General features: G+C 61.4%; 24 protein-coding genes and 1 tRNA gene. 13 read left to right on the plus strand and 12 right to left on the minus strand.

The genetic code is table 11. From position 1 onward, the window contains the following. Positions 1-10 precede the first annotated feature (10 nt). Together QU606_RS05030 and QU606_RS05035 are read left to right on the plus strand one after the other, a co-directional pair. Positions 11-1,327: a S41 family peptidase gene (locus QU606_RS05030; RefSeq protein WP_024072888.1), complete on the plus strand. Its 1,317-nt coding sequence runs from the start codon at positions 11-13 to the stop codon at positions 1,325-1,327. 1 nt (position 1,328) lies between these two features. Then, positions 1,329-2,102, plus strand: coding sequence for a divergent polysaccharide deacetylase family protein (locus QU606_RS05035; protein WP_102625377.1), 774 nt, complete (start codon positions 1,329-1,331; stop codon positions 2,100-2,102). Positions 2,103-2,305: 203 nt separating this feature from the next. Here the strand turns inward: QU606_RS05035 and QU606_RS05040 are convergent, their stop codons facing one another. The 7 genes from QU606_RS05040 to QU606_RS05070 all read right to left on the minus strand — a co-directional run bounded on the left by QU606_RS05040 (position 2,306) and on the right by QU606_RS05070 (position 8,160). After that, entirely contained in the window at positions 2,306-3,061 is a 756-nt protein-coding gene (locus tag QU606_RS05040) for an ABC transporter substrate-binding protein (protein ID WP_041160818.1), read from the minus strand. A gap of 66 nt (positions 3,062-3,127) precedes the next feature. Beyond that, positions 3,128-3,898 (minus strand): imidazole glycerol phosphate synthase subunit HisF, encoded by a 771-nt coding sequence (gene hisF / locus QU606_RS05045; RefSeq protein ID WP_003171107.1) that lies wholly within the window; start codon positions 3,896-3,898, stop codon positions 3,128-3,130. A 9-nt stretch (positions 3,899-3,907) separates the two neighbouring features. Next, entirely contained in the window at positions 3,908-4,645 is a 738-nt protein-coding gene (hisA, locus tag QU606_RS05050; RefSeq protein ID WP_016972250.1) for a 1-(5-phosphoribosyl)-5-[(5-phosphoribosylamino)methylideneamino]imidazole-4-carboxamide isomerase, read from the minus strand. Positions 4,646-4,684: 39 nt separating this feature from the next. Then, positions 4,685-4,942, minus strand: a complete 258-nt coding sequence (locus tag QU606_RS05055; protein ID WP_024072885.1) for a DUF2164 domain-containing protein — start codon at positions 4,940-4,942, stop codon at positions 4,685-4,687. Further along, the gene (hisH, locus tag QU606_RS05060) at positions 4,943-5,581 is read right to left on the minus strand and encodes an imidazole glycerol phosphate synthase subunit HisH (protein ID WP_024072884.1); all 639 of its coding nucleotides are present in this window, start codon (positions 5,579-5,581) and stop codon (positions 4,943-4,945) included. It abuts the gene before it with no gap. Then, entirely contained in the window at positions 5,581-6,174 is a 594-nt protein-coding gene (gene hisB, locus QU606_RS05065) for an imidazoleglycerol-phosphate dehydratase HisB (protein WP_017849940.1), read from the minus strand. The genes hisH and hisB overlap by 1 nt, the downstream gene beginning before the upstream one ends. Before the next feature lie 324 nt (positions 6,175-6,498). Then, entirely contained in the window at positions 6,499-8,160 is a 1,662-nt protein-coding gene (locus tag QU606_RS05070) for an OFA family MFS transporter (protein WP_041160817.1), read from the minus strand. Between the two features lie 324 nt (positions 8,161-8,484). Between QU606_RS05070 and QU606_RS05075 the strand changes: the two genes are divergently transcribed. The 4 genes from QU606_RS05075 to QU606_RS05090 all read left to right on the plus strand — a co-directional run bounded on the left by QU606_RS05075 (position 8,485) and on the right by QU606_RS05090 (position 12,207). Then, a complete protein-coding gene (locus tag QU606_RS05075; RefSeq protein ID WP_069075091.1) occupies positions 8,485-10,695 on the plus strand; it encodes an AsmA family protein in 2,211 nt (736 codons plus the stop codon). Beyond that, the gene (gene mutY / locus QU606_RS05080; RefSeq protein WP_304998163.1) at positions 10,692-11,759 is read left to right on the plus strand and encodes an A/G-specific adenine glycosylase; all 1,068 of its coding nucleotides are present in this window, start codon (positions 10,692-10,694) and stop codon (positions 11,757-11,759) included. Before QU606_RS05075 ends, mutY begins: the two co-directional genes overlap by 4 nt. Beyond that, the gene (locus tag QU606_RS05085; protein WP_024072880.1) at positions 11,756-12,028 is read left to right on the plus strand and encodes an oxidative damage protection protein; all 273 of its coding nucleotides are present in this window, start codon (positions 11,756-11,758) and stop codon (positions 12,026-12,028) included. Before mutY ends, QU606_RS05085 begins: the two co-directional genes overlap by 4 nt. A gap of 103 nt (positions 12,029-12,131) precedes the next feature. Beyond that, a tRNA-Phe gene (locus QU606_RS05090) sits at positions 12,132-12,207 on the plus strand. Positions 12,208-12,337: 130 nt separating this feature from the next. On the opposite strand, the gene QU606_RS05095 is transcribed toward QU606_RS05090, so the two are convergent. The 3 genes from QU606_RS05095 to QU606_RS05105 form a co-directional block, all read right to left on the minus strand. Next, positions 12,338-12,640: a hypothetical protein gene (locus QU606_RS05095; RefSeq protein WP_223817908.1), complete on the minus strand. Its 303-nt coding sequence runs from the start codon at positions 12,638-12,640 to the stop codon at positions 12,338-12,340. A 114-nt stretch (positions 12,641-12,754) separates the two neighbouring features. Further along, on the minus strand, positions 12,755-14,362 hold the full coding sequence (locus QU606_RS05100) for a glycosyltransferase family 39 protein (RefSeq protein WP_304998164.1): 1,608 nt from the start codon (positions 14,360-14,362) through the stop codon (positions 12,755-12,757). Between the two features lie 86 nt (positions 14,363-14,448). Further along, positions 14,449-15,414 carry an arsenic resistance protein gene (locus QU606_RS05105; protein ID WP_304998165.1) on the minus strand — a complete coding sequence of 322 codons (966 nt, stop codon included), beginning with the start codon at positions 15,412-15,414 and terminating at the stop codon, positions 14,449-14,451. 140 nt (positions 15,415-15,554) lie between these two features. On the opposite strand from QU606_RS05105, the gene QU606_RS05110 reads away from it, so the two are divergent. Together QU606_RS05110 and QU606_RS05115 are read left to right on the plus strand one after the other, a co-directional pair. Then, a complete protein-coding gene (locus QU606_RS05110) occupies positions 15,555-16,526 on the plus strand; it encodes an alpha/beta fold hydrolase (protein WP_304998166.1) in 972 nt (323 codons plus the stop codon). Between the two features lie 17 nt (positions 16,527-16,543). Beyond that, the gene (locus QU606_RS05115) at positions 16,544-16,957 is read left to right on the plus strand and encodes a hypothetical protein (protein WP_024072851.1); all 414 of its coding nucleotides are present in this window, start codon (positions 16,544-16,546) and stop codon (positions 16,955-16,957) included. 175 nt (positions 16,958-17,132) lie between these two features. On the opposite strand, the gene gabP is transcribed toward QU606_RS05115, so the two are convergent. Beyond that, positions 17,133-18,524, minus strand: coding sequence for a GABA permease (gene gabP, locus QU606_RS05120; RefSeq protein WP_024072850.1), 1,392 nt, complete (start codon positions 18,522-18,524; stop codon positions 17,133-17,135). Positions 18,525-19,078: 554 nt separating this feature from the next. On the opposite strand from gabP, the gene QU606_RS05125 reads away from it, so the two are divergent. From QU606_RS05125 to QU606_RS05145, 5 genes are all read left to right on the plus strand, one after another. Then, complete coding sequence (locus tag QU606_RS05125) at positions 19,079-19,852, plus strand: ABC transporter ATP-binding protein (RefSeq protein ID WP_024072849.1); 774 nt, start codon at positions 19,079-19,081, stop codon at positions 19,850-19,852. A 13-nt stretch (positions 19,853-19,865) separates the two neighbouring features. Beyond that, positions 19,866-20,618 (plus strand): ABC transporter substrate-binding protein, encoded by a 753-nt coding sequence (locus QU606_RS05130; RefSeq protein WP_024072848.1) that lies wholly within the window; start codon positions 19,866-19,868, stop codon positions 20,616-20,618. 74 nt (positions 20,619-20,692) lie between these two features. After that, positions 20,693-21,388, plus strand: a complete 696-nt coding sequence (locus tag QU606_RS05135) for an ABC transporter permease (protein WP_024072847.1) — start codon at positions 20,693-20,695, stop codon at positions 21,386-21,388. Between the two features lie 38 nt (positions 21,389-21,426). Beyond that, on the plus strand, positions 21,427-22,116 hold the full coding sequence (locus tag QU606_RS05140; RefSeq protein WP_041161076.1) for an ABC transporter permease: 690 nt from the start codon (positions 21,427-21,429) through the stop codon (positions 22,114-22,116). Further along, on the plus strand, positions 22,097-23,284 hold the full coding sequence (locus QU606_RS05145; RefSeq protein WP_304998167.1) for a methyltransferase: 1,188 nt from the start codon (positions 22,097-22,099) through the stop codon (positions 23,282-23,284). The genes QU606_RS05140 and QU606_RS05145 overlap by 20 nt, the downstream gene beginning before the upstream one ends. A 241-nt stretch (positions 23,285-23,525) precedes the next feature. On the opposite strand, the gene bcsQ is transcribed toward QU606_RS05145, so the two are convergent. After that, positions 23,526-24,458, minus strand: a complete 933-nt coding sequence (bcsQ, locus tag QU606_RS05150) for a cellulose biosynthesis protein BcsQ (RefSeq protein ID WP_069075098.1) — start codon at positions 24,456-24,458, stop codon at positions 23,526-23,528. Positions 24,459-24,546: the final 88 nt, after the last annotated feature.

Below are 24,546 nucleotides of genomic sequence, written 5' to 3' on the forward strand. Positions count from 1 at the left end.
TTCGTTCGACATGCTGCATTTGTCCCGCCTCACTTCGCTGGCCCTGACGATCGCCCTGGTGATCGGCGCGCCTCTGGCTTTTGCCGACCAGGCCGCACCGGCTGCACCTGCCGCCACGGCCGCGACCACCAAGGCGCCGTTGCCGCTGGACGAGCTGCGCACCTTTGCCGAGGTCATGGACCGGATCAAGGCCGCCTATGTCGAACCCGTAGACGACAAGACCCTGCTGGAGAATGCCATCAAGGGCATGCTCAGCAACCTCGACCCACACTCCGCCTACCTCGGCCCGGAAGATTTCGCCGAGCTGCAGGAAAGCACCAGCGGTGAATTCGGCGGCCTGGGCATCGAAGTCGGCGCCGAGGACGGCCAGATCAAGGTCGTCTCCCCGATTGACGACACCCCAGCGTCCAAGGCCGGTATCCAGGCCGGCGACTTGATCGTCAAGATCAACGGCCAGCCGACCCGCGGCCAGACCATGACCGAAGCCGTCGACAAGATGCGCGGCAAAATCGGCCAGAAAATCACCCTGACCCTGGTGCGCGACGGCGGTGCCCCGTTCGACGTGACCCTGGCCCGCGCGACCATCACGGTCAAGAGCGTGAAGAGCCAGTTGCTGGAGTCAGGCTACGGCTACATCCGCATTACCCAGTTCCAGGTCAAGACCGGCGACGAAGTGGCCAAGGCCCTGGCCAAACTGCGCAAGGACAACGGCAAGAAGCTCAACGGCATCGTGCTCGACCTGCGCAACAACCCAGGCGGCGTGCTGCAGGCGGCGGTGGAAGTGGTCGACCACTTCATCACCAAGGGCCTGATCGTCTACACCAAGGGCCGCATCGCCAATTCCGAGTTGCGCTTCTCGGCTACCGGCAACGACCTCAGCGAAAACGTACCGCTGGCCGTGCTGATCAACGGCGGCAGCGCCTCGGCCTCGGAAATCGTTGCCGGTGCCCTGCAGGACCAGAAGCGCGGCGTGCTGATGGGCACGACCAGCTTCGGCAAAGGCTCGGTGCAAACCGTGCTGCCGCTGAACAACGAGCGTGCGCTGAAGATCACCACTGCGCTGTACTACACGCCAAACGGTCGCTCGATCCAGGCCCAGGGCATCGTGCCGGACATCGAAGTGCGCAAGGCCAAGATCACCAACGAGGTCGACAGCGAGTACTACAAGGAAGCGGACCTGCAAGGCCACCTGGGCAATGGCAACGGCGGCGCCGACCAGCCAACCGGCAGCGGCTCCAAAGCCAAGCCGATGCCGCAGGACGATGACTACCAATTGGCCCAGGCGCTGAGCCTGCTCAAGGGCCTGAGCATTACGCGCAGCCGTTGATATGCGCTTTGCCCTGATCATCGCTGCGCTATGCAGCCTGGCAGGGGTCGCTCACGCGACTCCCGCCAGCGAACCGCACAAAGCCTACCTGACCCTCATCATCGACGACCTCGGGCAAAACCTGGCCCGGGATCGTCGCGTGCTGGCCCTGCCTGGGCCGGTGACCACCGCAATCATGCCCGACACGCCTCACGCCGCCGAATTCGCCCGCGAAGCGCACAAGGCCGGCAAGATCGTGATCCTGCACATGCCCATGGACCCGGCCACCGGTCCGTTCGCCTGGCACCCCGACCTGCCTATCGAAGAGCTCGGCAAGCGCCTGGACGCCGCGTTCCAGGCCGTGCCCTACACCGCCGGTATCAACAACCACATGGGCAGTCGAATGACCGCACAGCCCGCGGCGATGGCCTGGTTGATGGCCGACCTGCAACGACGCAACAAGTTCTTTGTCGACAGCCGCACCAGCGCGCAGACCGTCGCCGCCGCCGAGGCACAGAAAATTGGCCTGGCCCATGTCTCGCGGGATGTCTTCCTCGACGACGAGCGCACCGAAGCCGCAATCACCACGCAACTGCAAACCGCGATCAAGCTGGCGCATAAACAGGGTTCGGCAGTGATGATCGGTCATCCGTACCCGCAGACCCTGGCGGTACTGGAACGCGAGCTGCCCAAGCTCAAGGCCCAGGGCGTCGACTGGATCGATATCAAGTTGATGATCAGTGTGCGCAGTAACCAGGCCATGGGTGGTCACGGTAAGAACGGCATCTATCGCTAAGGATCTGATACCTCTGTGGCGATTCGAAAAAGCGTACATCGCCTTCTGTAGGAGCGAGCTTGCTCGCGAAAAACGTCAACGATAACGTGGGCTCCCTGAATGAACGCGGCGCCTGTGAGTTTTTCGCGAGCAAGCTCGCTCCTACAAAAAAAGCCTTAATTGAACGGCAGTAGGGCTTGCTACAAAAAAGAGTCGACGGAAGGCTAGAGGTACTTCGCCATGATCTGGTCGACCACACCCTCCTTGCGCAGTTGGTCCAACGCCGCCTGCAGCTTCGCCACGGTCTCATCCGGCACATCCTTGTTCAGCGCGAGATAGAGTTGGGCGCTGTTGAAGCGCAGCACCGTCTTGAGCCCGGTCACCCCCGCCTGGCGTGCCAGGTAACGCCCGGCGGGATCGCCAGTCGCCCAAAGGTCGATCTGGCCGTCCATGAGCTTTTGCGCATTGTCCTGGTCGCGCAGCACCACCAGCGGGGTCAAGCCCTGCTTCTCCAGCGTCTGGGCAATCGCATCACCTTTATAGGCGCCGATCTTGTAGCGGCGCGCCTGCTCAAGGTCGGCAAGCTGGATCTTACTGTCGGCCTTGGCCAGCAGCACCCAGTCGTCCGGGCCAATGGGGCCGACCCATTTGAACAACGCTTCGCGATCCGGCAGGCGCGCCATGACAAATACGCCGTAGCCGGGTTTCTCCAGGGCGAGCTTGTAGATTCGCTCCCACGGGAAACGCAGGGTGAGGTTGTAGGAAATGCCGGCGCGCTTGAAGGTTTCTCGCACAATGTCCACGGCGATGCCTTCGATGTTCTCTTCCTTGGCGAAGTTCTTGCCGTTTTTCGCCATGTTATAGGGCGGGAAATTTTCCGTCAGCAGCACCAGGGAGGTATCAGACGGTTCTTCGGCGTGAGCTGCACTCACCATAAAAATGGAGGTGCTGGCGAGGGCAAGCAGCAGGGTCTTGAACATGAAGGCTACCGGAATCCATGGCAAGCGCAGAGAGTGCCGCGCGCCCGCCATGGTGTCCAGCAGCGTTTAGCGAACGACGATACCGCGCGCCGCCATGTAGGCCTTGGCCTCGGGGACGGTGTATTCGCCAAAGTGGAAAATACTCGCCGCCAGCACCGCGCTGGCGTGGCCTTCGATCACGCCATCGGCCAGGTGTTGCAGGTTACCGACACCGCCGGAGGCGATCACCGGGATACCCAGCGCATCACTGATCGCTCGGGTCACGCCCAGGTCGAAGCCGTTTTTCATGCCATCCTGGTCCATGCTGGTCAGCAGGATTTCGCCGGCGCCCAGGCCTTCCATCTTCATCGCCCACTCCACTGCGTCCAGCCCGGTTGGCTTGCGCCCGCCGTGGGTGAAGATCTCCCAGCGCGGGGTTTCGCCGGGGCCGGAGACTTTCTTGGCGTCGATGGCCACCACGATGCATTGCGAGCCAAAGTGCTGCGCGGCTTCGCCGACGAACTCCGGGTTGAACACGGCCGCGGTGTTGATCGAGACCTTGTCCGCGCCGGCATTGAGCAGGTTGCGGATGTCTTGCACGGTGCGCACGCCACCGCCCACGGTCAGCGGGATAAACACCTGGCTGGCCATGCGTTCGACGGTGTGCAACGTGGTGTCGCGGCCGTCGACGCTGGCGGTGATGTCGAGAAAGGTAATCTCGTCGGCACCTTGCTCATCGTAGCGGCGAGCGATTTCCACCGGATCGCCGGCGTCACGAATGTTCTCGAACTTGACGCCCTTGACCACGCGACCGTTGTCGACGTCCAGGCAAGGGATGATGCGTTTGGCCAGCGCCATGGTCAGTCCTCAGCCGTTGTAGGCATCGCAGTAAGCCTGGGCTTCGGCGACGTCCAGGGTGCCTTCGTAGATCGCGCGACCGGTAATGGCGCCGATGATCCCAGGAGCCTTGGCGTCCAGCAGCGACTTGATGTCGCCCAGGTTGTGAATACCGCCGGAAGCAATCACCGGAATCTTCGTCGCCGCCGCCAGTGCCGCAGTGAACGGTACGTTACAGCCCTGCATCATGCCGTCTTTGGCGATGTCGGTATAAACGATGGCGGACACACCGTCGGCCTCGAACTGCCTGGCCAGGTCGATGACTTGCACGGTGCTGATTTCAGCCCAGCCGTCGGTGGCGACGAAACCGTCCTTGGCGTCCAGGCCGACGATCACCTTGCCAGGGAACGCGCGGCAGGCTTCGGCGACGAACGCCGGGTCTTTCACCGCCTTGGTGCCGATGATCACGTAGCTCACGCCCGCTTTCACGTAGTGCTCGATGGTTTCCAGGGAGCGGATACCGCCGCCGATCTGGATCGGCAGGTTCGGGTAGCGCTTGGCGATCGCGGTGACCACCTCGCCATTGACCGGCTGGCCTTCGAAGGCGCCGTTCAAGTCCACCAGATGCAGACGACGGCAGCCCCCTTCCACCCATTTGGCAGCCATGCTCACCGGGTCATCGGAGAACACGGTGGAGTCTTCCATACGGCCTTGGCGCAGACGTACGCAGGCGCCGTCCTTGAGATCGATAGCGGGGATAATCAGCATCTGGCAAACCTTATTCGATATTCAGCAATGCTTGGGAAATCAGGGTTTCTCAAGCGACCACAGGTCGCTTTCGATGCTTTCGAACCTTTCTTTAAGGAGCGTCTGCGTATCGAAAATCGCCCTGTTGTAATAATGCGGAGCCACTTCGGTGGTGAACAACTCAAGAATCTCGGCGACCTCGAACGAGCCCAGCTTGAGCTCGAAGCGATCCTCCATGAAGCGCTTGATCTTGTCGGTGGCCTCACGCTCCTGCTCAGGCGTGAGGTTCAAGATCGGCTGCTTCGGTTTCCTGGCCATTTACCAGCGCCCATCCCAAGCGGCGAAGTTCTGCAGCAATTGCAGGCCATGGGTATGGCTCTTCTCCGGGTGGAACTGCACGGCAAAACGCGAACCTTCGGCCAACGCAGCGGCGAAGTCGACGCCGTAGTGCCCACCCCCCACCACCTGGCGCGGGTTACCGGCGGCGATGTAGTAGCTGTGCACGAAGTAGAAACGCGCCATGTCCGGAATGTCGTGCCACAGCGGGTGATGCACCGCCTGGCTGACTTCGTTCCAACCCATGTGTGGGACTTTCAGGTGGGCGCCGTCTTCGTGCAGGTCCTTGCCGAAGAACTTCACCTGGCCGGGAAACAGGCCGATGCAGTCGACGCCGTCGTTCTCTTCACTGCTGTCGAGCAAGGCTTGCATGCCCACGCAGATGCCGAGGAACGGGCGATCCTGGCTGACCTCGCGCACCAGGCTGTCAAAGCCCAGGCGGCGAATTTCAGCCATGCAATCGCGAATCGCGCCAACGCCCGGGAATACCACGCGGTCGGCTTCGCGAATCACATTGGCGTCGCTGGTGATCAGCACCTTGCCGGCCCCTACGTGCTCGAGGGCCTTGGCCACCGAGTGCAGGTTACCCATGCCGTAATCGATAACCGCGACCGTCTGCATTACAGGACGCCCTTGGTCGAGGGCATTTGCCCGGCCATACGCTCATCCAGCTCCACCGCCATGCGCAGCGCGCGGCCGAAAGCCTTGAACACGGTTTCGATCTGGTGGTGGGTGTTGGTGCCGCGCAGGTTGTCGATGTGCAGGCTCACGAGCGCATGGTTGACGAAGCCCTGGAAGAATTCCTGGAACAGGTCGACGTCGAAGCCGCCCACGGTGGCGCGGGTGTAGGGCACGTGCATCTGCAGGCCTGGGCGGCCGGAGAAGTCGATGACCACGCGCGACAGCGCTTCGTCCAGCGGGACATAGGCGTGGCCGTAGCGACGGATGCCTTTTTTGTCGCCAATGGCCTTGGCAAACGCCTGGCCGAGGGTGATGCCTACGTCTTCCACCGTGTGGTGGTCGTCGATATGCAGGTCGCCCTTGCTGACGATATCCAGGTCGATCAGCCCGTGACGGGCGATCTGGTCCAGCATGTGCTCAAGAAAAGGTACACCGATATCAAATCGGGCCTTTCCGGTGCCATCCAGGTTGATCGAGGCTTTGATCTGGGTTTCCAGAGTGTCGCGCTCGACGGACGCCTTACGTTCGGCCATCACCAGCTCCGCAAAATCATTGGGCGAAAAAGGCAGCCATTATAGGGGCGCGGGCGCTAAACAGAAACATCGAAGGGGATAAGACTGATGGAGTGTCGGGGATAGACATGTGCATACAAGCAAGAGCGGGCTTATGTGTCGAAGCAGACTTGTCGTGGCGAGCGGGCTTGCCCCGCGTTGGGCTGCGCAGCAGCCCCAAAATATACCAACGCGTTCTGACGGGAAGAACGCGTTGGTTTTATTGGGCTGCTGCGCAGCCCAACGCGGGGCAAGCCCGCTCGCCACAACCCCCAACACGCCTGGGACCACAAGGCATGCGCGGTGTCAGTGGAACAGCACCGCCGTCTTCTGCAGGGTCACCCACACACCCCATGCCAACGGAATACCCACCACCAACCAGGCCGCAACAGCCAGCGGCTTGCTGCCGGCGGAGGCTTTCCACTCCAGCACGGTCGTGGCATCAGCACCTTTGTCATGACCCAGCGCCTGTTCGGCAGCCAGCTCGGCATCGGTCATGAAGTACTTGTCGGCCACAGGACGCACCAGCATGTTGCAGATGAACCCCAGCACCAGCAGACCCGCCAGGATGTACAAGGTGATGTCGTAGGCCGCAGCGCGTTCAACGCCGATGCTCAACTGGTATTCACGCAGGTAGTTGACCAGCACCGGGCCCAACACGCCCGCCGCCGCCCAGGCAGTCAGCAGGCGACCGTGGATCGCGCCGACCATCTGGGTACCGAACAGGTCGGCCAGGTACGCCGGAACCGTCGCAAAACCACCGCCGTACATCGACAGGATGATGCAGAACGCCGCCACGAACAGCGCCACGTTACCCAGGTGCCCCAGGTTCGGGATCAGCGCGTACAGGGCAAAACCCAGGGCGAAGAACACGAAGTAGGTGTTTTTACGGCCCAGGTAGTCGGAGAACGACGCCCAGAAGAACCGGCCACCAATGTTGAACAGGCTCAACAGCCCAGTGAAGCCCGCAGCAATGGCCGCGATCGACGCCAGTTGCCCCGCATCCAGCTGGCCAAACGGTACATCCACACCCAGCAGCTTGCCGCCAAACACTTCCTGCAGCAGCGGCGAAGCCATGCCCAGGATGCCGATACCGGCGGAGACATTCAGGCACAGCACCAGCCATACCAGGCGGAATTGCGGGGTTTTCCAGGCCACGTTCACATGCACGTGACGGTGGGTGATCATCGAGTTGCTGGCTTTTTTCGCCGGCGCGGTCCAGCCCTCAGGCTTCCAGCCGGTCGGCGGAACACGGTACGACAGTGCGCCACCGATCATGAATACGAAGTAGATCGCCGCCATCACCAGGAAGCTTTGCCACACGCCCACGCTGGTCGGCGAAGCAAAGTGCCCCATCAACGCAGCGGCCAGCGGCGCGCCAACCATGGCGCCACCGCCGAAGCCCATGATCGCCATGCCGGTCGCCATGCCGCGCTTGTCCGGGAACCACTTGATCAGGGTGGACACGGGCGAGATATAGCCCAGGCCCAGGCCGATACCGCCAATAACCCCGGAACCGATCCACATCAGCCAGATCTGGTGGGTGTAGATCCCCAGCGCCGAGATCAACAGGCCGCCGCACCAGCACAGCGCCGATACAACACCCGCCTTGCGTGGCCCGGCATGTTCCAGCCAGCCGCCCCAGATCGCTGCCGAGCAGCCCAGGAAGATGAAGAACAGGGTGTAGATCCAGCCCAGCATGGAGATGGGCCAATCGCATTGGGACGAGAAGACTTGGGCGATAAAGCTCATGTCCGGCGCACAGGCAACAGGTGCGGTAATACCCAGCGCCTTGGAGAGTGGCAGCCAGAACACCGAGAAGCCGTAGGCCATGCCGATGCACAAGTGGATGGCCAGGGCGGCCGGTGGAACCAGCCAGCGGTTGAAACCGGGCTTGGCGATGATGCGTTCCTTGGACAGGAACGCAGGCTGTGCGGCAGTAATACTCGCCGCCATGCTAGTACTCATTGGTGTTTCCCCCAGTTGTTAGTATGTGTTCGTCAGGCGCTCTCTCCCTCGGCCTTGCACGCAAAGCGTGGCCGTTTTGTTGAGTAGAGCTCCATTTAGGCGCGACCTTAAGTCGCAGAAGGCGAACGAACGTGCAGAGATTAGCATCAGTGGACGCCATAAAAACCAAAGTGCCACTACGTTTTTCGGATTTTTTGCACTTTTTGACGTCAAAATTCCGTTTTCCTGGCCCTAGATACAATGTAACGATCTGTGAACTGACGCCGGTCGTCGGGCGTTATACTCTGCGGCTACATTTTGAAATCGACATACAAGGACTCGCCCATGAAAGCGTTCGGCAAAATCCTGGGTCTGGTACTTCTCGGGTTGTTGCTGATCATTGTGGCTCTCGGCTTTGCCCTGACCCATCTCTTCGATCCCAACGACTATAAAGACGAGATTCGCCAGATTGCCCGCGACAAGGCCCACATCGAGCTGACGCTCAATGGCGATATCGGTTGGAGCCTGTTCCCGTGGCTGGGCCTGGAGTTGCACGAAGCCAGCGTCGCGACCCTGACCAACCCGACCCAACCGTTCGCTGACCTGCAGATGCTCGGCCTGTCGGTACGCGTGCTGCCGTTGCTGCGCCGCGAGGTGCAGATGAGCGATGTGCGTGTCGAGGGCCTCAATCTACGCCTGAACCGTGACAAGCAGGGCCATGGCAACTGGGAAGACATCGGTAAGACCGCGCCGGAGGCAGGTACCGCCACCCCTGCCCCAGTGGAGCAGTCTGCCGAGCACGAGCCGGAAAAACCGCCAAAACCGATCCGTCTCGATATCGACAGCCTGACGATCAACAACGCCCGCATCGAATACAACGATGAGCAGACCGGCAAGCAGTTCAGCGCCGAAAGCATCCAGCTGAGCGCCGGGGCCGTGCACGAAGGGGCAAGCATTCCGCTGAAACTCACGGCCTTTTTCGGCAGTAACCAGCCGGTGATGCGCGTCAAGACCGAGCTCAACGGCAACCTGCGCATTCAACGCGCCCTCAAGCGCTACCAGTTCGAAGACATGAAACTCAGCGGCGAAGCCACCGGTGAACCGCTGCAAGGCAAGACCGTGACCTTCTCCACCCAGGGTCAACTGCTGGTGGACCTGGCGGCCAACATTGCCGAGTGGACCAACCTGAAACTCTCGGCCAACCAGCTGCGCGCACTCGGCGAGCTGAAGGTCAACGACCTCGACAAGACACCGCAGATCAGTGGCGCACTGTCCATCGCCCAGTTTGACCTGGCCACGTTCCTCGACAGCATCGGCAACCCGCTGCCGCACATGGCCGAGGGCAGCCTGAGCAAGGTCGAACTGGTCAGCCGCCTCAAGGGCACGCCGACCAGCATGGCGCTGGAAGACCTGAACCTGAAACTCGACGGCAGCACCTTTACCGGTCGCATCGCGGTGGACGATTTCGCCAAGCAGTCACTGCGCGTGCAACTGAAGGGCGACACGTTCAACGCCGACAACTACCTGCCGGCCAAGTCCGACGCCGCCAAAGGCGCCGCCGCTGCACGCCAGGCCGAAGTCCAGAACAGCGAAGCCGGCGCGATGGCCGCCGGTGGCACCACACCGCTGCCGGACGCCCCGACCAAGGGCGCCTGGAGCACCGACAAGCTGCTGCCACTGACCCGCCTGCGCACCCTGGATGTGAATGCCGACCTCACCTTTGGGCAACTGACCCTGAGCAAGCTGCCAATCCAGAACGCGGCACTGAAGGCCACCGGCCTCGACGGCCAGCTCAAGCTCGACACCCTGAGCGGCGGCCTCTACAACGGCACCTTCCAGGCCAACGGCACCCTCGATGTGCGCCAGGATATTCCGGTACTGGCGCTGCAGAGCCGCATCAAGCAGGTGCCGGTCGAACGCATCCTGCAAGCCCAAGGGCAAAATCCGCCGGTGAAAGGCCTGGTCACCCTCGACAGCAACCTCAGCGGCCGCGGCAACAGCCAAAAGGCCCTGATCGACAGCCTCAACGGCACCGCCAGCTTCGTGATCAACAATGGCGTGTTGCTCAACGCCAACCTTGAACAGCAGTTGTGCACCGGTATTGCCCTGCTCAACCGCAAGACCTTGAACAGCGAGCCACGTGGCAAGGACACACCGTTCGAGGAACTGAAGGGCAACCTGAGCTTCCGCAATGGCGTAGCCAATAACCCTGACCTGAAAGTGCGTATCCCAGGCCTCACGGTGAACGGCAACGGTGACATCGACCTGCGTGTGCTCGGCATGGATTATCGGGTGGGCATCATCGTCGAAGGCGACCAACGCGAAGTACCGGACCCGGCGTGTGAAGTGGGCGCCAACTTCCAGGGCATCGAAGTTCCGTTACGTTGCCGTGGCCCGCTGGAACTGGGCGCCAAGGCATGCCGCCTGGACAAGGATGGCCTGGGCCAGGTCGCCATCAAGGCTGCCGGTAACCGCCTCAACGAGAAGCTGGAAGAGAAGCTCGACAAGGTTAACCCGCAACTCAAAGATGCGTTGAAAGGCCTGTTCAAACGATGAGAAACGAGCAGTTTTCGCAGGCGGTGCTGAATTGGTACGACCGCCACGGTCGCCATGACCTGCCCTGGCAACAGGGCATCACCCCTTACCGGGTGTGGGTCTCGGAGATCATGTTGCAACAGACCCAGGTCAGCACCGTGCTCAACTACTTCGACCGTTTCATGGCTTCGCTGCCCACCGTCGAAGCCCTGGCCGCCGCCCCGGAAGATGAAGTGCTGCACCTGTGGACCGGCCTGGGCTACTACACCCGGGCACGCAACCTGCAAAAGACCGCGAAGATCGTCGTGGCCGAGTACGGCGGCGAGTTTCCCCGCGATGTCGAAAAACTCACCGGGCTGCCCGGTATCGGCCTGTCCACGGCCGGTGCAATTGCCAGCCTGAGCATGGGCCTGCGCGCACCGATCCTCGACGGCAACGTCAAGCGCGTCCTGGCGCGCTATACCGCTCAGGAAGGCTACCCCGGCGACCCGAAGGTCGCCAAGCAACTCTGGGCCACCGCCGAGCGCCTCACCCCGCAGACCCGCGTCAACGCCTACACCCAGGCGATGATGGACATGGGCGCAACCCTCTGCACCCGCAGCAAGCCCAGTTGCCTGTTATGCCCGCTGGAAAAAGGCTGCGAAGCCCACATGCTCGGCCTGGAGACACGCTACCCGATCCCCAAGCCACGCAAGGCCATCCCCCAGAAGCGCACGCTGATGCCAATGCTGGCCAACGCCGAGGGCGCGATCCTGCTTTACCGTCGCCCTTCCACGGGCCTGTGGGGCGGTTTGTGGAGCTTGCCGGAGCTGGACGACCTCGACGACCTCGAACACCTCGCCCACCAGCATGCACTGGCCTTGGGCACGCAACAGGCACTGCCGGGGCTGATCCACACCTTCAGCCACTTCCAGCTGGCCATCGAACCCTGGCTGGTCCAGGTCGAGGAATCCGCCCATCACGTGGCCGAGGCCGACTGGCTCTGGTATAACCTCGCCACCCCGCCGCGCCTGGGCCTTGCCGCCCCGGTGAAAAAACTGCTGAAGCGCGCGGCTGAAGTATTGAACGCAGGAGAGTCGTCATGACCCGCACCGTAATGTGCCGCAAGTACAAAGAAGAACTGCCCGGCCTGGAACGCCCTCCATACCCAGGTGCCAAAGGCCAGGACGTGTTCGATCATGTTTCCGCCAAAGCCTGGGCCGACTGGCAAAAACACCAGACCCTGCTGATCAACGAAAAACGCCTGAACATGATGAACGCCGAAGACCGCAAATACCTGCAAGGTGAGATGGACAAGTATTTTTCCGGCGAGGATTACGCCAAGGCCGACGGCTACGTGCCGCCTGCTCAATAATTGATCAAAAACCGGGGTCGGCACGTAAGCGACGGTAATAATTAAATATTTTTTGAAAACTTGCTTGACGACCCCCTGAAAAACCCGTTTAATGCGCCCCGTTGCCCAGATAGCTCAGTCGGTAGAGCAGGGGATTGAAAATCCCCGTGTCGGCGGTTCGATTCCGTCTCTGGGCACCACTATTAAGTTTCAGGTGGTGCAACTATCATCTGGAACACACAAAAAACCCGCCTGGTGCGGGTTTTTTGTTGCCTGGGATTTGACGCCTTGATCAAGGGCGATTCAACATCGCCCCTGCCACTCGGTCACTCAACGCCGATCCCACATCAGCGTCACCACCGCAGCCCTCTCTTGGTCCGACACCTGGAAGCCGCGCTCCTCGACCCGATTTAACCAGTCCTGCGCCGACAACTTCTCGCCAAAGCGCACCAGGCGCCCGTAGCGCTTGAACACGCCCTGCAACATGATAATCATCGAGGGGTAACTGCAGCCGCCGTCGAAACAGATGCTCAGCAAGCCAAGCCGCGAGCGGCCGATCACGTGACCGCCACCCGCGAGGGACGTCGCACCGGGTGATTGAGCGCCGGGCCGCTTGAAGTCCATTTCCATCATTTCCTTGATCCGCACGTTACAACGATTACAAAAACGGTAAAGCCAGATAGGCGTTATATGACCCGCCGGTCATTTACCCGGCAAACATACACCAACACGCTCTAAATCGCCTGTTCACTTGAGCAGAAACACCAGCAACGGGTTGTCGTTCAAGCGCCCGTTGTACATCGGAGTCAAATGCTCCACTGGCGTTCCCTGCAGCAGCGCGGTTTCCTTACGCGCCACTATCACCCACGCCGGCCGAGGCAGTTCGCCCAACCGTTCCATCTCATTGCGCCCAACGAACAGCGGTTGCTCGTCGTGGTCCAGGTTCATCATGTAGCGCACCGCCCAGGTGTCCCGACCGAGATTGACGAACACCAATGGCCCAGGCTCCGTCGCACGCAGCGCTTCCACCTGGCTGACAAACTGCCGGGTGTCGAACTGCAGGTCCTTGGCCGGCTCCACCACCGTCACCAGCAACAACCACTGCGCCGCGAGTGCAATCGCACTGAGCGACACCAGTCGCGCGCTGCGACGCCAGGCAAGCAACGCCGCCAACTGCAACAGCACCAGAGCGCCAATCAGCAGAGGCAACGAAACGTTAGGCCAGTAACCGTGTTTCTGCCACCCATAGCGACACACAAACACCACAACCCCACCCAACGCCGGCAGCGCCACGACGAGCCCTTCGTAGCATCGACGTATGCCCGCAAACCAGCCCTGCGCGTGAAGCAGCCCATAGGCCGCGACAGCGGCAAACATCGGCACCATAGGCAAGATGTAATAGGCACGCTTGAAGTGCGGCACCGACAGCCCGAGCAAAATCATCAGGCCGCAGGCCGCAAGCCGTATCGCCAGTTGCACATTCTCATCGCATTGGCGCTGCGCCCAGCGATGTCGCAACGCAACCATCGTGGCCAACGCCAGGGGCACCACGGGGAAGTAGCGGTACAAACTCAACTGGAAATAGAAATAGAACGGCTCACCGGTTTCGTCGAGGCGCCCACCGACCTGCATCCTGAACACTTCATCGGCAAAGGCATCGCCACCGCTGATCCGCGCCAGCTTCATCAGCAACCACCAGCACGCCGCCAACAGCACCAGGCCAACCATACCGTGCACCAGCACCTGCCTGACCCGCTCGCCGGGACGGCCCAACGCCCAATACACGCAGACCACGCCGCAGACCTCGATCAACCCCAAGGGCCCGCGAATCGCAAAGCCCAGGACGAACAGCGGGAACACCGCCAATTGCCTGAGGCGCGAACCGAGGCGTTCACCACTGTGCAGCAGATAGAAACTGCCGACGCACAGCAGCGCCACCATCTGGTCCAGGCAAACCGAACGCGACTTTTCCAGCAACTGAGTGGTGAGCAAGGTCAGCAGCACCGTGAGCAGCGCCCCGTTGCGGCCGTAAGGCACCAGCAAGCGATAGATCAGGGCAACCACACCCGCCGAGGCCAGCGCCGTGGGCAGGACATTTGCCAGATGGTTTGGCGCGTCGAACAAGCGCGCAAATACAAAACTGAAAAACGTCGCGGTACCAGGGTAGTCGGCGTAGGGCTGCCCATAGGTCGTAGGGAAAAGACTCGCGCCATGGCGAAACATCTCCTGCAGGAACAACGCCCAGCGCCCATCAAAACCCTGGGGCTGCTGATCCCAGATACCCAGGGTGAACAGCAACAAAGCCATCAGAAAAATGCCCAGGGACTCCAGGCGAAAGCGGTAGCGTTGATCCATCGGTTGACCTGTCAGGTAGGGAGCGCGGACCTATGGTGCCGAACCCGCCCCTGAATAGCGCCTGAACAACCTGAAGATTGCCGCTTCTAGCGACTCGCAGGCCACACCCACTTCGGGACCAGCCGGACGTAGACCAACTCACCCACCAGCTCCACCAGGGTCTGCAGGATCACCACGGTCGCCGCCACCCCACGCACGTCTTCCGGCAGTGCCAGCGCCAAGGGCAGCACCACCAGCGAGTTGCGTGTCGATGCACTGAACGTCACCGCCCGCGCCGTGACCGCTGGCAACGCGAACAACCGCGCGGCCAACGCCCCCATCAGCGGCGCCAGCAGCAAAAAGCCGATATACACCGGCAGTACCGGGAGCAGCAGGTTGATATCCCGCACCACCGAGGTGATTTGCGAGGCGATCACCACGAACAACACCAGCGCCATCGCCGGCACCGGCAACCACGCCCAGGCATTGCTCCAAGCGTTGACCGGCGATGATCGCCGCGCCAGGGAGGTGGTGATCACCGCCAGGATCATCGGCACCACGATCAACAACAGGAACGCCTCGACAAACGGCCCTGCCTGCACCACCACGTCGGCCTGCGCCCCCAGCATAAAACCCAGGTACACCGGCAATAGCACCAACTGCAACAGCAACAGCAACGGCGTCGCCGCCAGCATCAGGCGTGAATCGCCCTTACCGATATGGGTAAACACCACCACGTAGTCGATACACGGCGTCAGCAACACCAGCAATGCGCCCACCAGCAACGCCGGGCGCTCCACCAGGCCACGGGTCAACCCCCACACCAGCAACGGCACGAGGATGAAATTGGCCAGCAGCAACGCCGCCAGAAAGCGCTTGTGACCCAGGCTCTGGCGCAGATCCAGAAACGGGATTTGCAGGAACATCGCATACATCAGCACCGCGATGGCGGGCGTGACCAGCGCGCCAAGGCCATGGGCCAACGAAGGCGCGAGCAGGCCGAAAGCGGCAGCCAGCAGGACGGCGGCGAAGTAGACCGGGACCTGATTGTGCTCGAGGGTGTCGCGGGTCATGAAAACACTCAGTGTAAATCGCAAAGGCGTGAGCCTATGCTTCTACTGGCGCGAGGTCGAGGGAAGAGGCGTTGTACTGCTCGATGCAATCAATAATTTCGGTACTAAAAAACAATAATCCAGGCAGGGGCTTTGAAACGATGAACTTGAATGACGCCTCTTTAATAGAACGTGCAACTACACCCAGAAATAGCCAACGCGAATCCTTCAAAGAATCCGCCGCCGACGGCTACCCCCTCGCAGGCTCCACCTGGCGCCACCCGCGTACCGATCTCGAACGACCGGTCGTCATCATCAATGCCGCCACCTCCGTACGTTGCCGCCACTACTCACGTTTCGCCGATTACCTGTTCGCCAACGGCTTCGACGTGATCACCTACGACTATCGCGGCATCGGCGAGTCCCGCCTCGGTTCGTTGCGCGGTTTCAAGGCGTCGTGGTCGGATTGGGGCACGCGGGATTTCGAAGCGATCCTGCGGCGGGCACAGCGCGAGTTTCCAGGCCAACCGATTGATGTGGTCGGCCACAGCTTTGGTGGCTGTGCGGCGGGGTTGGCTGCATCCGGCGCGGTGATCCGGCGAATCGTCACCGTGGGCGCGCAGTTCGCCTACTGGCGCGATTACGCAGCCGCCGGGCGCTGGCAGATGTTTGCCAAGTGGCATGTGGTGATGCCGCTGGTGACGGCACTCTGTGGGTATTTCCCCGGCAAGCGGTTGGGCTGGCTGGAGGATACGCCGGCAGGCGTGGTGCGCGACTGGAGCACGCCAACGCCCAGGTATGAGACGCGGCCCAGCGGGCGTGCCCTGGCCGACTTGCCATTCAGTCGAGTGAAGGCGCAGATATTGGCGATCAGCATCACTGACGACCCGTTCGGCACCGTGCCAGCGATTGAGCGCTTGTTGGGCTATTTCGCAAACAGCGAGCGCACCCATCTGCGCATCGCTCCACAAGACATCGGCGAAAAACAGGTCGGGCATTTCGCGTTCTTTCGCAGTGAGTATCAGGACCGATTGTGGCCGATCGCATTGGACTGGCTTCAAAACGGCCAATTAGCGCCAGATACCCTTGGGATTTCCCCCAACCTGCGCTTCAATACCCCACCCAGATCCTGACCCAAGGACGTGAGCCCATGGCCTCGCCGAACAAGCAGCAAAAACGTGCCCACCGGGCCAAGGCCAAGGCCAAGCAGAACCGTACCCAGCGTGCCGTCGCGACCAAGCCGGATGCGTTTGCCGGGGATGATGACCGGATTGACCTTGAGTCGGTGGATTTGACCGAGCTGTTCGTGGCGATGCGTACCGCCGGCGAGACCAGCCAGCAGGCACTGTGTGCGGTGTTCCTGGCCCACCCACTGCTCGCACTGGTGCTGGAACAGGAAGGCGAAGAAGAAGCCACCGACTTTATCCTGGCGGCGCTGATCGAGTATCGGCAGTGGGCCACGGACAGCGAGGATGAAGCTGCCGCCCTGGCGTGGATCGAGTCGCCGCAGTTCCAGGCCGACTACGTCGCCGCCTCCCAGGCCCTCACCAACGCCCAAGACTGACGCTCGCCTTCTGTAGGAGCGAGCTTGCTCGCGAAAAACCTCAACGATAACGCGTGTTTCCTGAATCAACGCGGCGCCTGTGAGTTTTTCGCGAGCAAGCTCGCTCCTACAGAAGGCGGGCAAGCCCCCTCCCACATCTGAACTGCGGCGCAATCAAGCACCGCATTCCATCACATCAATTCAGCACCACCGCGCCGACTCTCTGCGCCTTGCGACGGCTCGACACCAACAACCCCGCCGCCACTACCAGCAAGCTCAAGACCCCAGTCGCAATGATTTCCACGCGATGGGCCTCTTGGAACAGCATGATGGTCAGCGTGCCCACGATGAACACCATCACCGCGTAGGTCAGGCCCGGGAACAGCCACATCTTGAAGACGATCTTCTCGCCCGCCGCCGTGCGCTTCTGGCGCATGCGCAGTTGCGACACCGCGATCACCAGGTACACCAGCAGCGCGATGGCGCCGGAACTGGCCAGCAAGAATTCGAACACTGCCGCTGGGGCCACGTAGTTGGCGAACACCGCCAGGAACGCTGCGCCCGTGGACAGCATCACCGCCCAGTAAGGCGTACCGCTTTTGTTGGTGCGCTTGGACACAGCCGGTGCATCACCACGACGCCCCAGGGAGAACAGCATGCGCGAGGCGGTGTACAACGCCGAGTTCAGGCAGCTGGTCACGGCGACCAATACCACCAGGTCGACGATCAGCTTGGCATTCGGGATGCCCATGCGCTCCAGCACGGTCTGGTAGGAACCTACGGCCGCCAGGCTCGGATCATTCCAAGGCACCAGGGAAACCACGATGAAGATCGACAGCAGGTAGAACAAACCAATCCGCCAGATCACCGAGTTGGTGGCCTTGGTGATTTGCTGGCCTGGGTTCTTCGATTCAGCCGCCGCAATGGTGACGATCTCGGTGCCCATGAAGGAGAACATGGTGGTCAGGATCGCCGCCAATACCGCGCCCATACCATTGGGCATGAAGCCCTGGGTATCGAACAGGTGGGACACGCCGCTGACCTGGCTGGTCGGCAAAAAGCCGAAGATCGCGGCCAGGCCGAGAATCACAAAGCCCACGATCGCCACGACTTTGATCAACGCGAACCAGAACTCGAACTCGCCGTAGTGCTTCACGCTGAACAGGTTGGTCGCCGTCAGCAGCAAGGTAATGATCAGGGTAAACGCCCAGATGGCCACGTTAGGGAACCAGGCGTTGAGAATGGTGGCGGCGGCGTTGGCTTCCAAAGGAATCACCAAGACCCAGAACCACCAGTACAGCCAGCCAATGGTGAAACCGGCCCAATGACCGATTGCCCGGTCGGCGTAGGTGGAGAACGAACCGGTGTCCGGTGACGCCACGGCCATCTCGGCCAGCATGCGCATGACCAGCACCACCAGCGTACCGGCAGCGGCGTAGGCCAGCAGCACCGCAGGGCCGGCGGCAGCTATCGCGTGGCCGGAGCCGACAAACAAACCGGCGCCAATAACGCCGGCAATCGACAACATCGTGACGTGACGCGGTTTGAGCCCCTGTTCGAGGTCATTGGAGCTTTGCGTACTACTCATTGACACACCTTTGCGAGGAATTGCGAAAACGGTTCGCCCGGTCTGCAGTCTTTCTTGTGAAAAGAAACCAACAAGGCGTTCTTTATTTTTTACGCAAGATTTGCGCCAAAATGTTACAAAGCCGCAATTGACGCGGGCTGTAGGACAATTCATTAACCGCTGCAAGTCATTGAGAATGCTGGCATTCCGCTACAGCGTTACCGAGCGACTCACTTTCCAGAGCAGTGCGCGCAGCATAAACACACACACAAAGTCCGCGACGCTCTATAAAAGTGCTGCCAGGCACCGTTTGCCCGGTTAACCCTTCCAACACCCGGCCAAAGCTGGCACCATCGCGCCCTTTTTACGTAAAGCCTGTGGATTTTCGGGATCAAACGGTTGTTCGGTTGTTGATGGCGCGACACGCTGCTGTGCCGATGCGACACCCTGCCGCAGAGCCCCGGTTAACCGTCCGCAGGGCTGTTGGCTGTCATCCAGACGCTATGCTAGCTTGGCGCCTCGCCAGGAAGGCGGCCCAACAGCGTCGAACGCAATGAACACAATGAGGACCGCACATGGCTGAGGCCACGCCCGCGCTTGAAATCCGCAACTTGCATAAACGCTATGGTGAGCTGGAGGTACTCAAAGGTATCTCGCTGACCGCTCGCGACGGCGATGTGATCTCGATCCTGGGTTCCTCCGGTTCCGGCAAGTCCACATTCCTGCGCTGCATCAACCTGCTGGAGAACCCGCATCAGGGGCAGATCCTGGTGGCTGGCGAAGAACTCAAGCTCAAGGCCGCGAAAAACGGCGAGCTGATGGCCGCCGACGGCAAGCAGATCAACCGCCTGCGCAGCGAAATCGGTTTTGTGTTTCAAAACTTTAACCTGTGGCCACACATGAGCATCCTCGACAACATCATCGAGGCCCCTCGCCGTGTGCTCGGCCAGAGCAAGGCCGAAGCCATCGAAGTCGCCGAAGCGCTGCTGGCCAAGGTCGGCATCGGTGACAAACGCCACGCCTACCCCGCGCAACTGTCCGGCGGCCAGCAACAACGGGCGGCCATCGCCCGCACCCTGGCCATGCAGCCCAAGGTCATCCTGTTCGATGAGCCCACGTCGGCCCTTGACCCGGAAATGGTCCAGGAAGTACTTAATGTGATCCGCGCGCTGGCCGAAGAGGGCCGCACCATGCTGCTGGTCACCCATGAAATGGGCTTTGCCCGCCAGGTGTCCAGTGAAGTGGTATTCCTGCACCAGGGCCTGGTCGAAGAGCAAGGATCGCCACAGCAGGTGTTTGATAACCCGCTTTCGGCGCGCTGCAAACAATTCATGTCCAGCAACCGTTAACGGAGCAACCTGCATGCAGAACTATAAAAAATTCCTTCTGGCCGCGGCCGTTTCGATGGCGTTCAGCGCCACGGCCATGGCAGAAACCTTGAAAATGGGGATCGAAGCGGCCTACCCGCCGTTCAACAATAAAGACGCCAGCGGCAACGTCGTGGGCTTCGACAAAGACATCGGCGATGCCCTGTGCGCCAAGATGAAAGTCGAGAAGTGCGAAGTGTATGTCTCCGACTGGGACGGCATCATCCCGGCCCTGAACGCCAAGAAATTCGACTTCCTGGTGTCCTCGCTGTCGATCACCGATGAACGCAAGCAGGCCGTCGACTTCACCGACCCGTACTACTCCAACAAGCTGCAGTTCATTGCTCCTAAAGCCACGGCAGACTTCAAGACCGACGCGGCCTACCTCAAAGGCAAGATCATCGGCGCACAACGCGCGACGTTGGCCGGTAGCTACCTGGAAGACAAGCTGCCTGACACCACCGCCAAGCTCTACGACACCCAGGAAAACGCCTACCTCGACCTGACCTCCGGCCGCCTGGACGGGATCCTCGCCGACAAGTACGTGCAGTACGAATGGCTCAAGAGCAAAGACGGTTCGGCCTATGAGTTCAAGGGCGACCCGGTTGTAGAAAGCGACAAGATCGGTATCGCCGTACGCAAGGGTGACCCACTGCGCGAACGCCTGAACAAAGCCCTGGCAGAGATCAAGGCAGACGGCACCTACAAGAAGATCAACGACAAGTACTTCCCGTTCAGCATCGAATGATCTGATCGGCCTGCCCGGCGCGCGCCTTTGAGCGCGCCGGCTTTCAGCTTTGCCTGCCGCGATATGAAAACACCATGAATTTCGATCTCTACGGATTCGGCCCCGCCCTCGCCGCCGGGGCGCTGATGACCGTCAAGTTGGCGCTCACGGCCCTGTGCCTGGGGTTGGTGCTCGGCCTGGCCGGTGCCTTGGCCAAGACCTCCCCCTACAAGTCGCTGCAATGGCTGGGCGGTGCGTACTCAACCATCGTCCGCGGTATTCCCGAACTGCTGTGGGTACTGCTGATTTATTTCGGCACAGTCAACCTGATGCGCGCCCTCGGGGAGATGCTGGGTAACCCCGACCTGTCCCTCAGCGCCTTTGCCGCCGGGGTCATCGCCCTGGGCCTGTGCTTTGGCGCGTATGCCACGGAAGTGTTCCGCGGCGCGATCCTTGCCATTCCCAAGGGCCATCGTGAAGCCGGTGTCGCCCTGGGGCTGTCGAAATTTCGCATCTTCACCCGCTTGATCATGCCGCAAATGTGGCGCATCGCCCTGCCGGGCCTGGGCAACCTGTTCATGATCCTGATGAAAGACACTGCGTTGGTCTCGGTCATCGGCCTTGAAGAAATCATGCGCCACGCGCAGATCGGCGTGACCGTCACCAAGCAGCCGTTCACCTTCTTCATGGTCGCCGCCTTCATGTACCTGGGCCTCACCGTACTGGCCATGACCGGCATGCACTTCCTGGAAAAACGCGCCAGCCGTGGCTTTACAAGGAGCACCCAATGAGCGGCGACTACAGCTGGCTGTCCCATTTCGACCTGGGCCTGAACTGGGCCGTGATCATCAAATGGCTGCCCAAACTGGCCCAGGGCGCGACCCTGACCCTGGAGCTGGTGGCCATCGCGGTGATCGCCGGCCTGCTGCTGGCGATCCCTTTGGGCATTGCCCGTTCCTCGCGGCGCTGGTACGTGCGCACCCTGCCCTATTGCTACATTTTCTTCTTCCGCGGTACGCCGCTGCTGGTGCAATTGTTTCTGGTCTACTACGGCCTGGCGCAGTTCGATGCCGTGCGCAACAGCTTCATGTGGCCTTACCTGCGCGATCCGTTCTGGTGTGCCACCGCCACCATGACCCTGCACACCGCCGCCTATATCGCCGAGATCCTGCGCGGTGCGATCCAGGCCATCCCGCCAGGCGAGATCGAAGCCGCGCGCGCCCTGGGCATGTCCAAGCCCAAGACGCTGTTCTACATCATCCTGCCCCGCGCCTCGCGCATCGGCCTGCCGGCCTACAGCAACGAAGTGATCCTGATGCTCAAGGCCAGCGCCCTGGCCAGTACCGTCACCTTGCTGGAACTGACCGGCATGGCGCGTACCATCATCGCGCGCACCTACCTGCCGGTTGAGATCTTCTTCGCGGCCGGACTGTTCTACCTGTTGATGGCCTACCTCCTGGTACGCGGCTTCAAACTGCTGGAACGCTGGCTGCGCGTCGATGCCTGCCAGGGACGTTGAGACACGCTTCCAGGCGCTGGATGCGTTCCTGGTCGAGCACCAAGGGCTGTGGCGACCACGGCCCTTCACGCACTCCCGGCTACCCTGGGAAACCCAGCATCCGCAACTCGCCCAATGGTTGCGCCAGCGCTCGTTGGCCGATGCCGAAAGCAGCCATAACCAGCCCCACGACCTGCCCGCCCCCGCACCTTTTCCACAGCTGGCCGCGCAAGCCCTGCGCCTCAGTGCTGTGGATAAGTTACCGACCCAGCCCCTGGCAGCCGCGCGCCATCGCTTGAATGTCGACGTCCCCGGGCGTAAATGGCAGCAGATCGAAGCGTTCGGCGCCGCGCTGCACTTTGTGCAGACGCCGACCCATTGGCTGGACTGGTGCGCCGGCAAAGGCCATCTCGGGCGCCGCCTGCTGCAACCTGGCCAACAGCTGACCTGCCTGGAATACGATCCGGCGTTGATCGCCTCCGGCCAAGCCTTGAGCGATCGCCATCGGTTGCCGGTCACCCATCGCCAGCAAGACGTAATGGCAACCGTAGCGATCAACCCCGACCACACCCCCGTCGCCCTGCACGCCTGTGGCGACCTGCATGTGCGCCTGCTGCACGCGGCCAGCGCCGCCGGCTGCAAGCAACTGGCGCTGGCACCGTGTTGTTATAACCGCATCAACGCCGAGCGCTACCAGGCGCTGTCCGCCGCCGGCCGTGCGTCGCGGCTGCAACTGTCGGTCGAGGACCTTGGCCTGCCGCTGAGCGAAACCGTCACCGCCGGCGCCCGCGTGCGCGCGCAACGGGATACGTCGATGGCCCGGCGCCTGGGGTTCGATCAGTTGCAACGTCAATTACGCGGCTGCGACGAGTATTTGCCCACGCCCTCGCTGCCCGCCAGCTGGCTCGACCAACCTTTCGCCGACTACTGCCGGGAACTGGCGAGTCTCAAAGGGTTATCCACAGGCGAGCAGGATTGGCCCGCACTGGAGGCCGACGGTTGGCGACGCCTGGCCGAGGTCAGGAACCTGGAATTGCTGCGTGGTCTGTTTCGGCGCCCGCTGGAGCTCTGGCTGGTACTGGATCGGGCATTGTTTCTGGCCGAGAAAGGCTACAGGGTCGAGGTAGGCAGCTTCTGCGAATCGACACTGACGCCGCGCAACCTGATGGTGCTTGCCGAGCGCGATTAAAGGGCAAAATTGTCGCACCCCAGCCTGTGGATAACTCTGTTGATGGAATCTTTACAGAAGCTGTAGCCAACAACGCTACCGGCAAAAAGCCATGCTGCTCATTTTTTACCCACGGCATAAACCACCCGCAAAACAGGCAGTTGCAGCGTGATGAGAACGGCTCCACAAAACGTGTATTGGGTGACAGCGGCCACTGCCCAATTGTGCATAAGCATCTGGTGATAGGCGTATAAACCGCGCTTTACCGCAGCTTTCTGCAGGCGATCAACCACCGGCAAAGGTCGTTGATATCGTCGCTCGCCAGGCCCGCCGCCAGGCTGTCCAACGGGTCTGCGCCGAAGGCCAGGGCTTCGCTGATCGCCATGTCGCGATGCACCTCCCACGGCGCCTTGTTCAACCGTTGCTTGAACGCCTCGACCATGTCCAGGCTGAACGCGTTGTCTTCATCGAGCTGGTTGATCACGAAGTGCACCTGCGGCGGGCGCTCACGCTCCAGGTGCGGCGCCAACAGCGCCTGCAATTGATCCAGTGTTCCCAAAGATGCCGCGTCAGCCTGGGCGATGACCAACACCACATCGGCCACGTTCAGCGCCTGGTGCACGTACACGTTATTTCCGGCAGGGGTATCGATGACCACCGTATGGCGTGCGCTCAGGTCCAGGGGGGCGAGGTGTTGCGCCAGCCAGTCGGGTTCATCCTTGAGCCAGCGCTGCAGCTTTTCCTGTTGCTGTGTATCGCTGTCGCCAAAGGGAATGACTCGACTACCGGCAAAACCCGGCTGCTGGAGAGTCTCCCACTGCGCATGTTGCAGGCTGGCCACACCGATGCCCGGCGCAGTCGGGCTGACCCCGAAGTGAAGCCGCAGGGCGTTTTGCGGGTCCAGGTCCAGCGCGACCACCGGTTCGCCGTGGCGCTGCAGGCCACTGCTCAAGGCGGTGGCCAGGGTGCTGCGGCCCACCCCCCCATTCACCGATACCAGCGCCACCACGCTCGGGCGCGGCGCCGCGCCGGCTACCGCCTGGGTTTGTTCATTGGCGCGGGGAGACTGGCCGGAGAACGGTGTGCCGTCATCGACCGGGATGCTGCCGAAAAAGTGCAGCCGCGCATGCTGCCCTTGGGGGTCTCGGCTCACGTCCTGGCCGAGAAGAACGAGAAGACTGTCGGTGAAGCTCATCGCACATTCCTCCTCACGGCGAAGCTTAAAGACGTGAAAAAGGTCAGCTGATACGACTGCTTACCGCAGGTCTTTTTGTCGTCGCCTT

This window comes from Pseudomonas sp. OVF7, from assembly GCF_030644265.1.
Taxonomy (GTDB): Bacteria; Pseudomonadota; Gammaproteobacteria; order Pseudomonadales; family Pseudomonadaceae; genus Aquipseudomonas; species Aquipseudomonas gorinensis.

Bases quoted from the DNA above. Each gene is read 5' to 3' on its own strand.
- hisB (WP_017849940.1), bottom strand. From the start codon at position 6,174: ATGGCCGAACGTAAGGCGTCCGTCGAGCGCGACACTCTGGAAACCCAG.
- mutY (WP_304998163.1), top strand. From the start codon at position 10,692: ATGAGAAACGAGCAGTTTTCGCAGGCGGTGCTGAATTGGTACGACCGC.
- gabP (WP_024072850.1), bottom strand. From the start codon at position 18,524: ATGAGTAGTACGCAAAGCTCCAATGACCTCGAACAGGGGCTCAAACCG.
- QU606_RS05115 (WP_024072851.1), top strand. From the start codon at position 16,544: ATGGCCTCGCCGAACAAGCAGCAAAAACGTGCCCACCGGGCCAAGGCC.
- QU606_RS05075 (WP_069075091.1), top strand. From the start codon at position 8,485: ATGAAAGCGTTCGGCAAAATCCTGGGTCTGGTACTTCTCGGGTTGTTG.
- QU606_RS05145 (WP_304998167.1), top strand. From the start codon at position 22,097: ATGCCTGCCAGGGACGTTGAGACACGCTTCCAGGCGCTGGATGCGTTC.
- bcsQ (WP_069075098.1), bottom strand. From the start codon at position 24,458: ATGAGCTTCACCGACAGTCTTCTCGTTCTTCTCGGCCAGGACGTGAGC.
- QU606_RS05110 (WP_304998166.1), top strand. From the start codon at position 15,555: ATGAACTTGAATGACGCCTCTTTAATAGAACGTGCAACTACACCCAGA.
- QU606_RS05100 (WP_304998164.1), bottom strand. From the start codon at position 14,362: ATGGATCAACGCTACCGCTTTCGCCTGGAGTCCCTGGGCATTTTTCTG.
- QU606_RS05030 (WP_024072888.1), top strand. From the start codon at position 11: ATGCTGCATTTGTCCCGCCTCACTTCGCTGGCCCTGACGATCGCCCTG.
- QU606_RS05040 (WP_041160818.1), bottom strand. From the start codon at position 3,061: ATGTTCAAGACCCTGCTGCTTGCCCTCGCCAGCACCTCCATTTTTATG.
- hisH (WP_024072884.1), bottom strand. From the start codon at position 5,581: ATGCAGACGGTCGCGGTTATCGATTACGGCATGGGTAACCTGCACTCG.
- QU606_RS05125 (WP_024072849.1), top strand. From the start codon at position 19,079: ATGGCTGAGGCCACGCCCGCGCTTGAAATCCGCAACTTGCATAAACGC.
- QU606_RS05085 (WP_024072880.1), top strand. From the start codon at position 11,756: ATGACCCGCACCGTAATGTGCCGCAAGTACAAAGAAGAACTGCCCGGC.
- QU606_RS05055 (WP_024072885.1), bottom strand. From the start codon at position 4,942: ATGGCCAGGAAACCGAAGCAGCCGATCTTGAACCTCACGCCTGAGCAG.
- QU606_RS05070 (WP_041160817.1), bottom strand. From the start codon at position 8,160: ATGAGTACTAGCATGGCGGCGAGTATTACTGCCGCACAGCCTGCGTTC.
- QU606_RS05095 (WP_223817908.1), bottom strand. From the start codon at position 12,640: ATGATGGAAATGGACTTCAAGCGGCCCGGCGCTCAATCACCCGGTGCG.
- hisA (WP_016972250.1), bottom strand. From the start codon at position 4,645: ATGCTGATTATCCCCGCTATCGATCTCAAGGACGGCGCCTGCGTACGT.
- QU606_RS05105 (WP_304998165.1), bottom strand. From the start codon at position 15,414: ATGACCCGCGACACCCTCGAGCACAATCAGGTCCCGGTCTACTTCGCC.
- QU606_RS05135 (WP_024072847.1), top strand. From the start codon at position 20,693: ATGAATTTCGATCTCTACGGATTCGGCCCCGCCCTCGCCGCCGGGGCG.
- QU606_RS05130 (WP_024072848.1), top strand. From the start codon at position 19,866: ATGCAGAACTATAAAAAATTCCTTCTGGCCGCGGCCGTTTCGATGGCG.
- QU606_RS05035 (WP_102625377.1), top strand. From the start codon at position 1,329: ATGCGCTTTGCCCTGATCATCGCTGCGCTATGCAGCCTGGCAGGGGTC.
- hisF (WP_003171107.1), bottom strand. From the start codon at position 3,898: ATGGCGCTGGCCAAACGCATCATCCCTTGCCTGGACGTCGACAACGGT.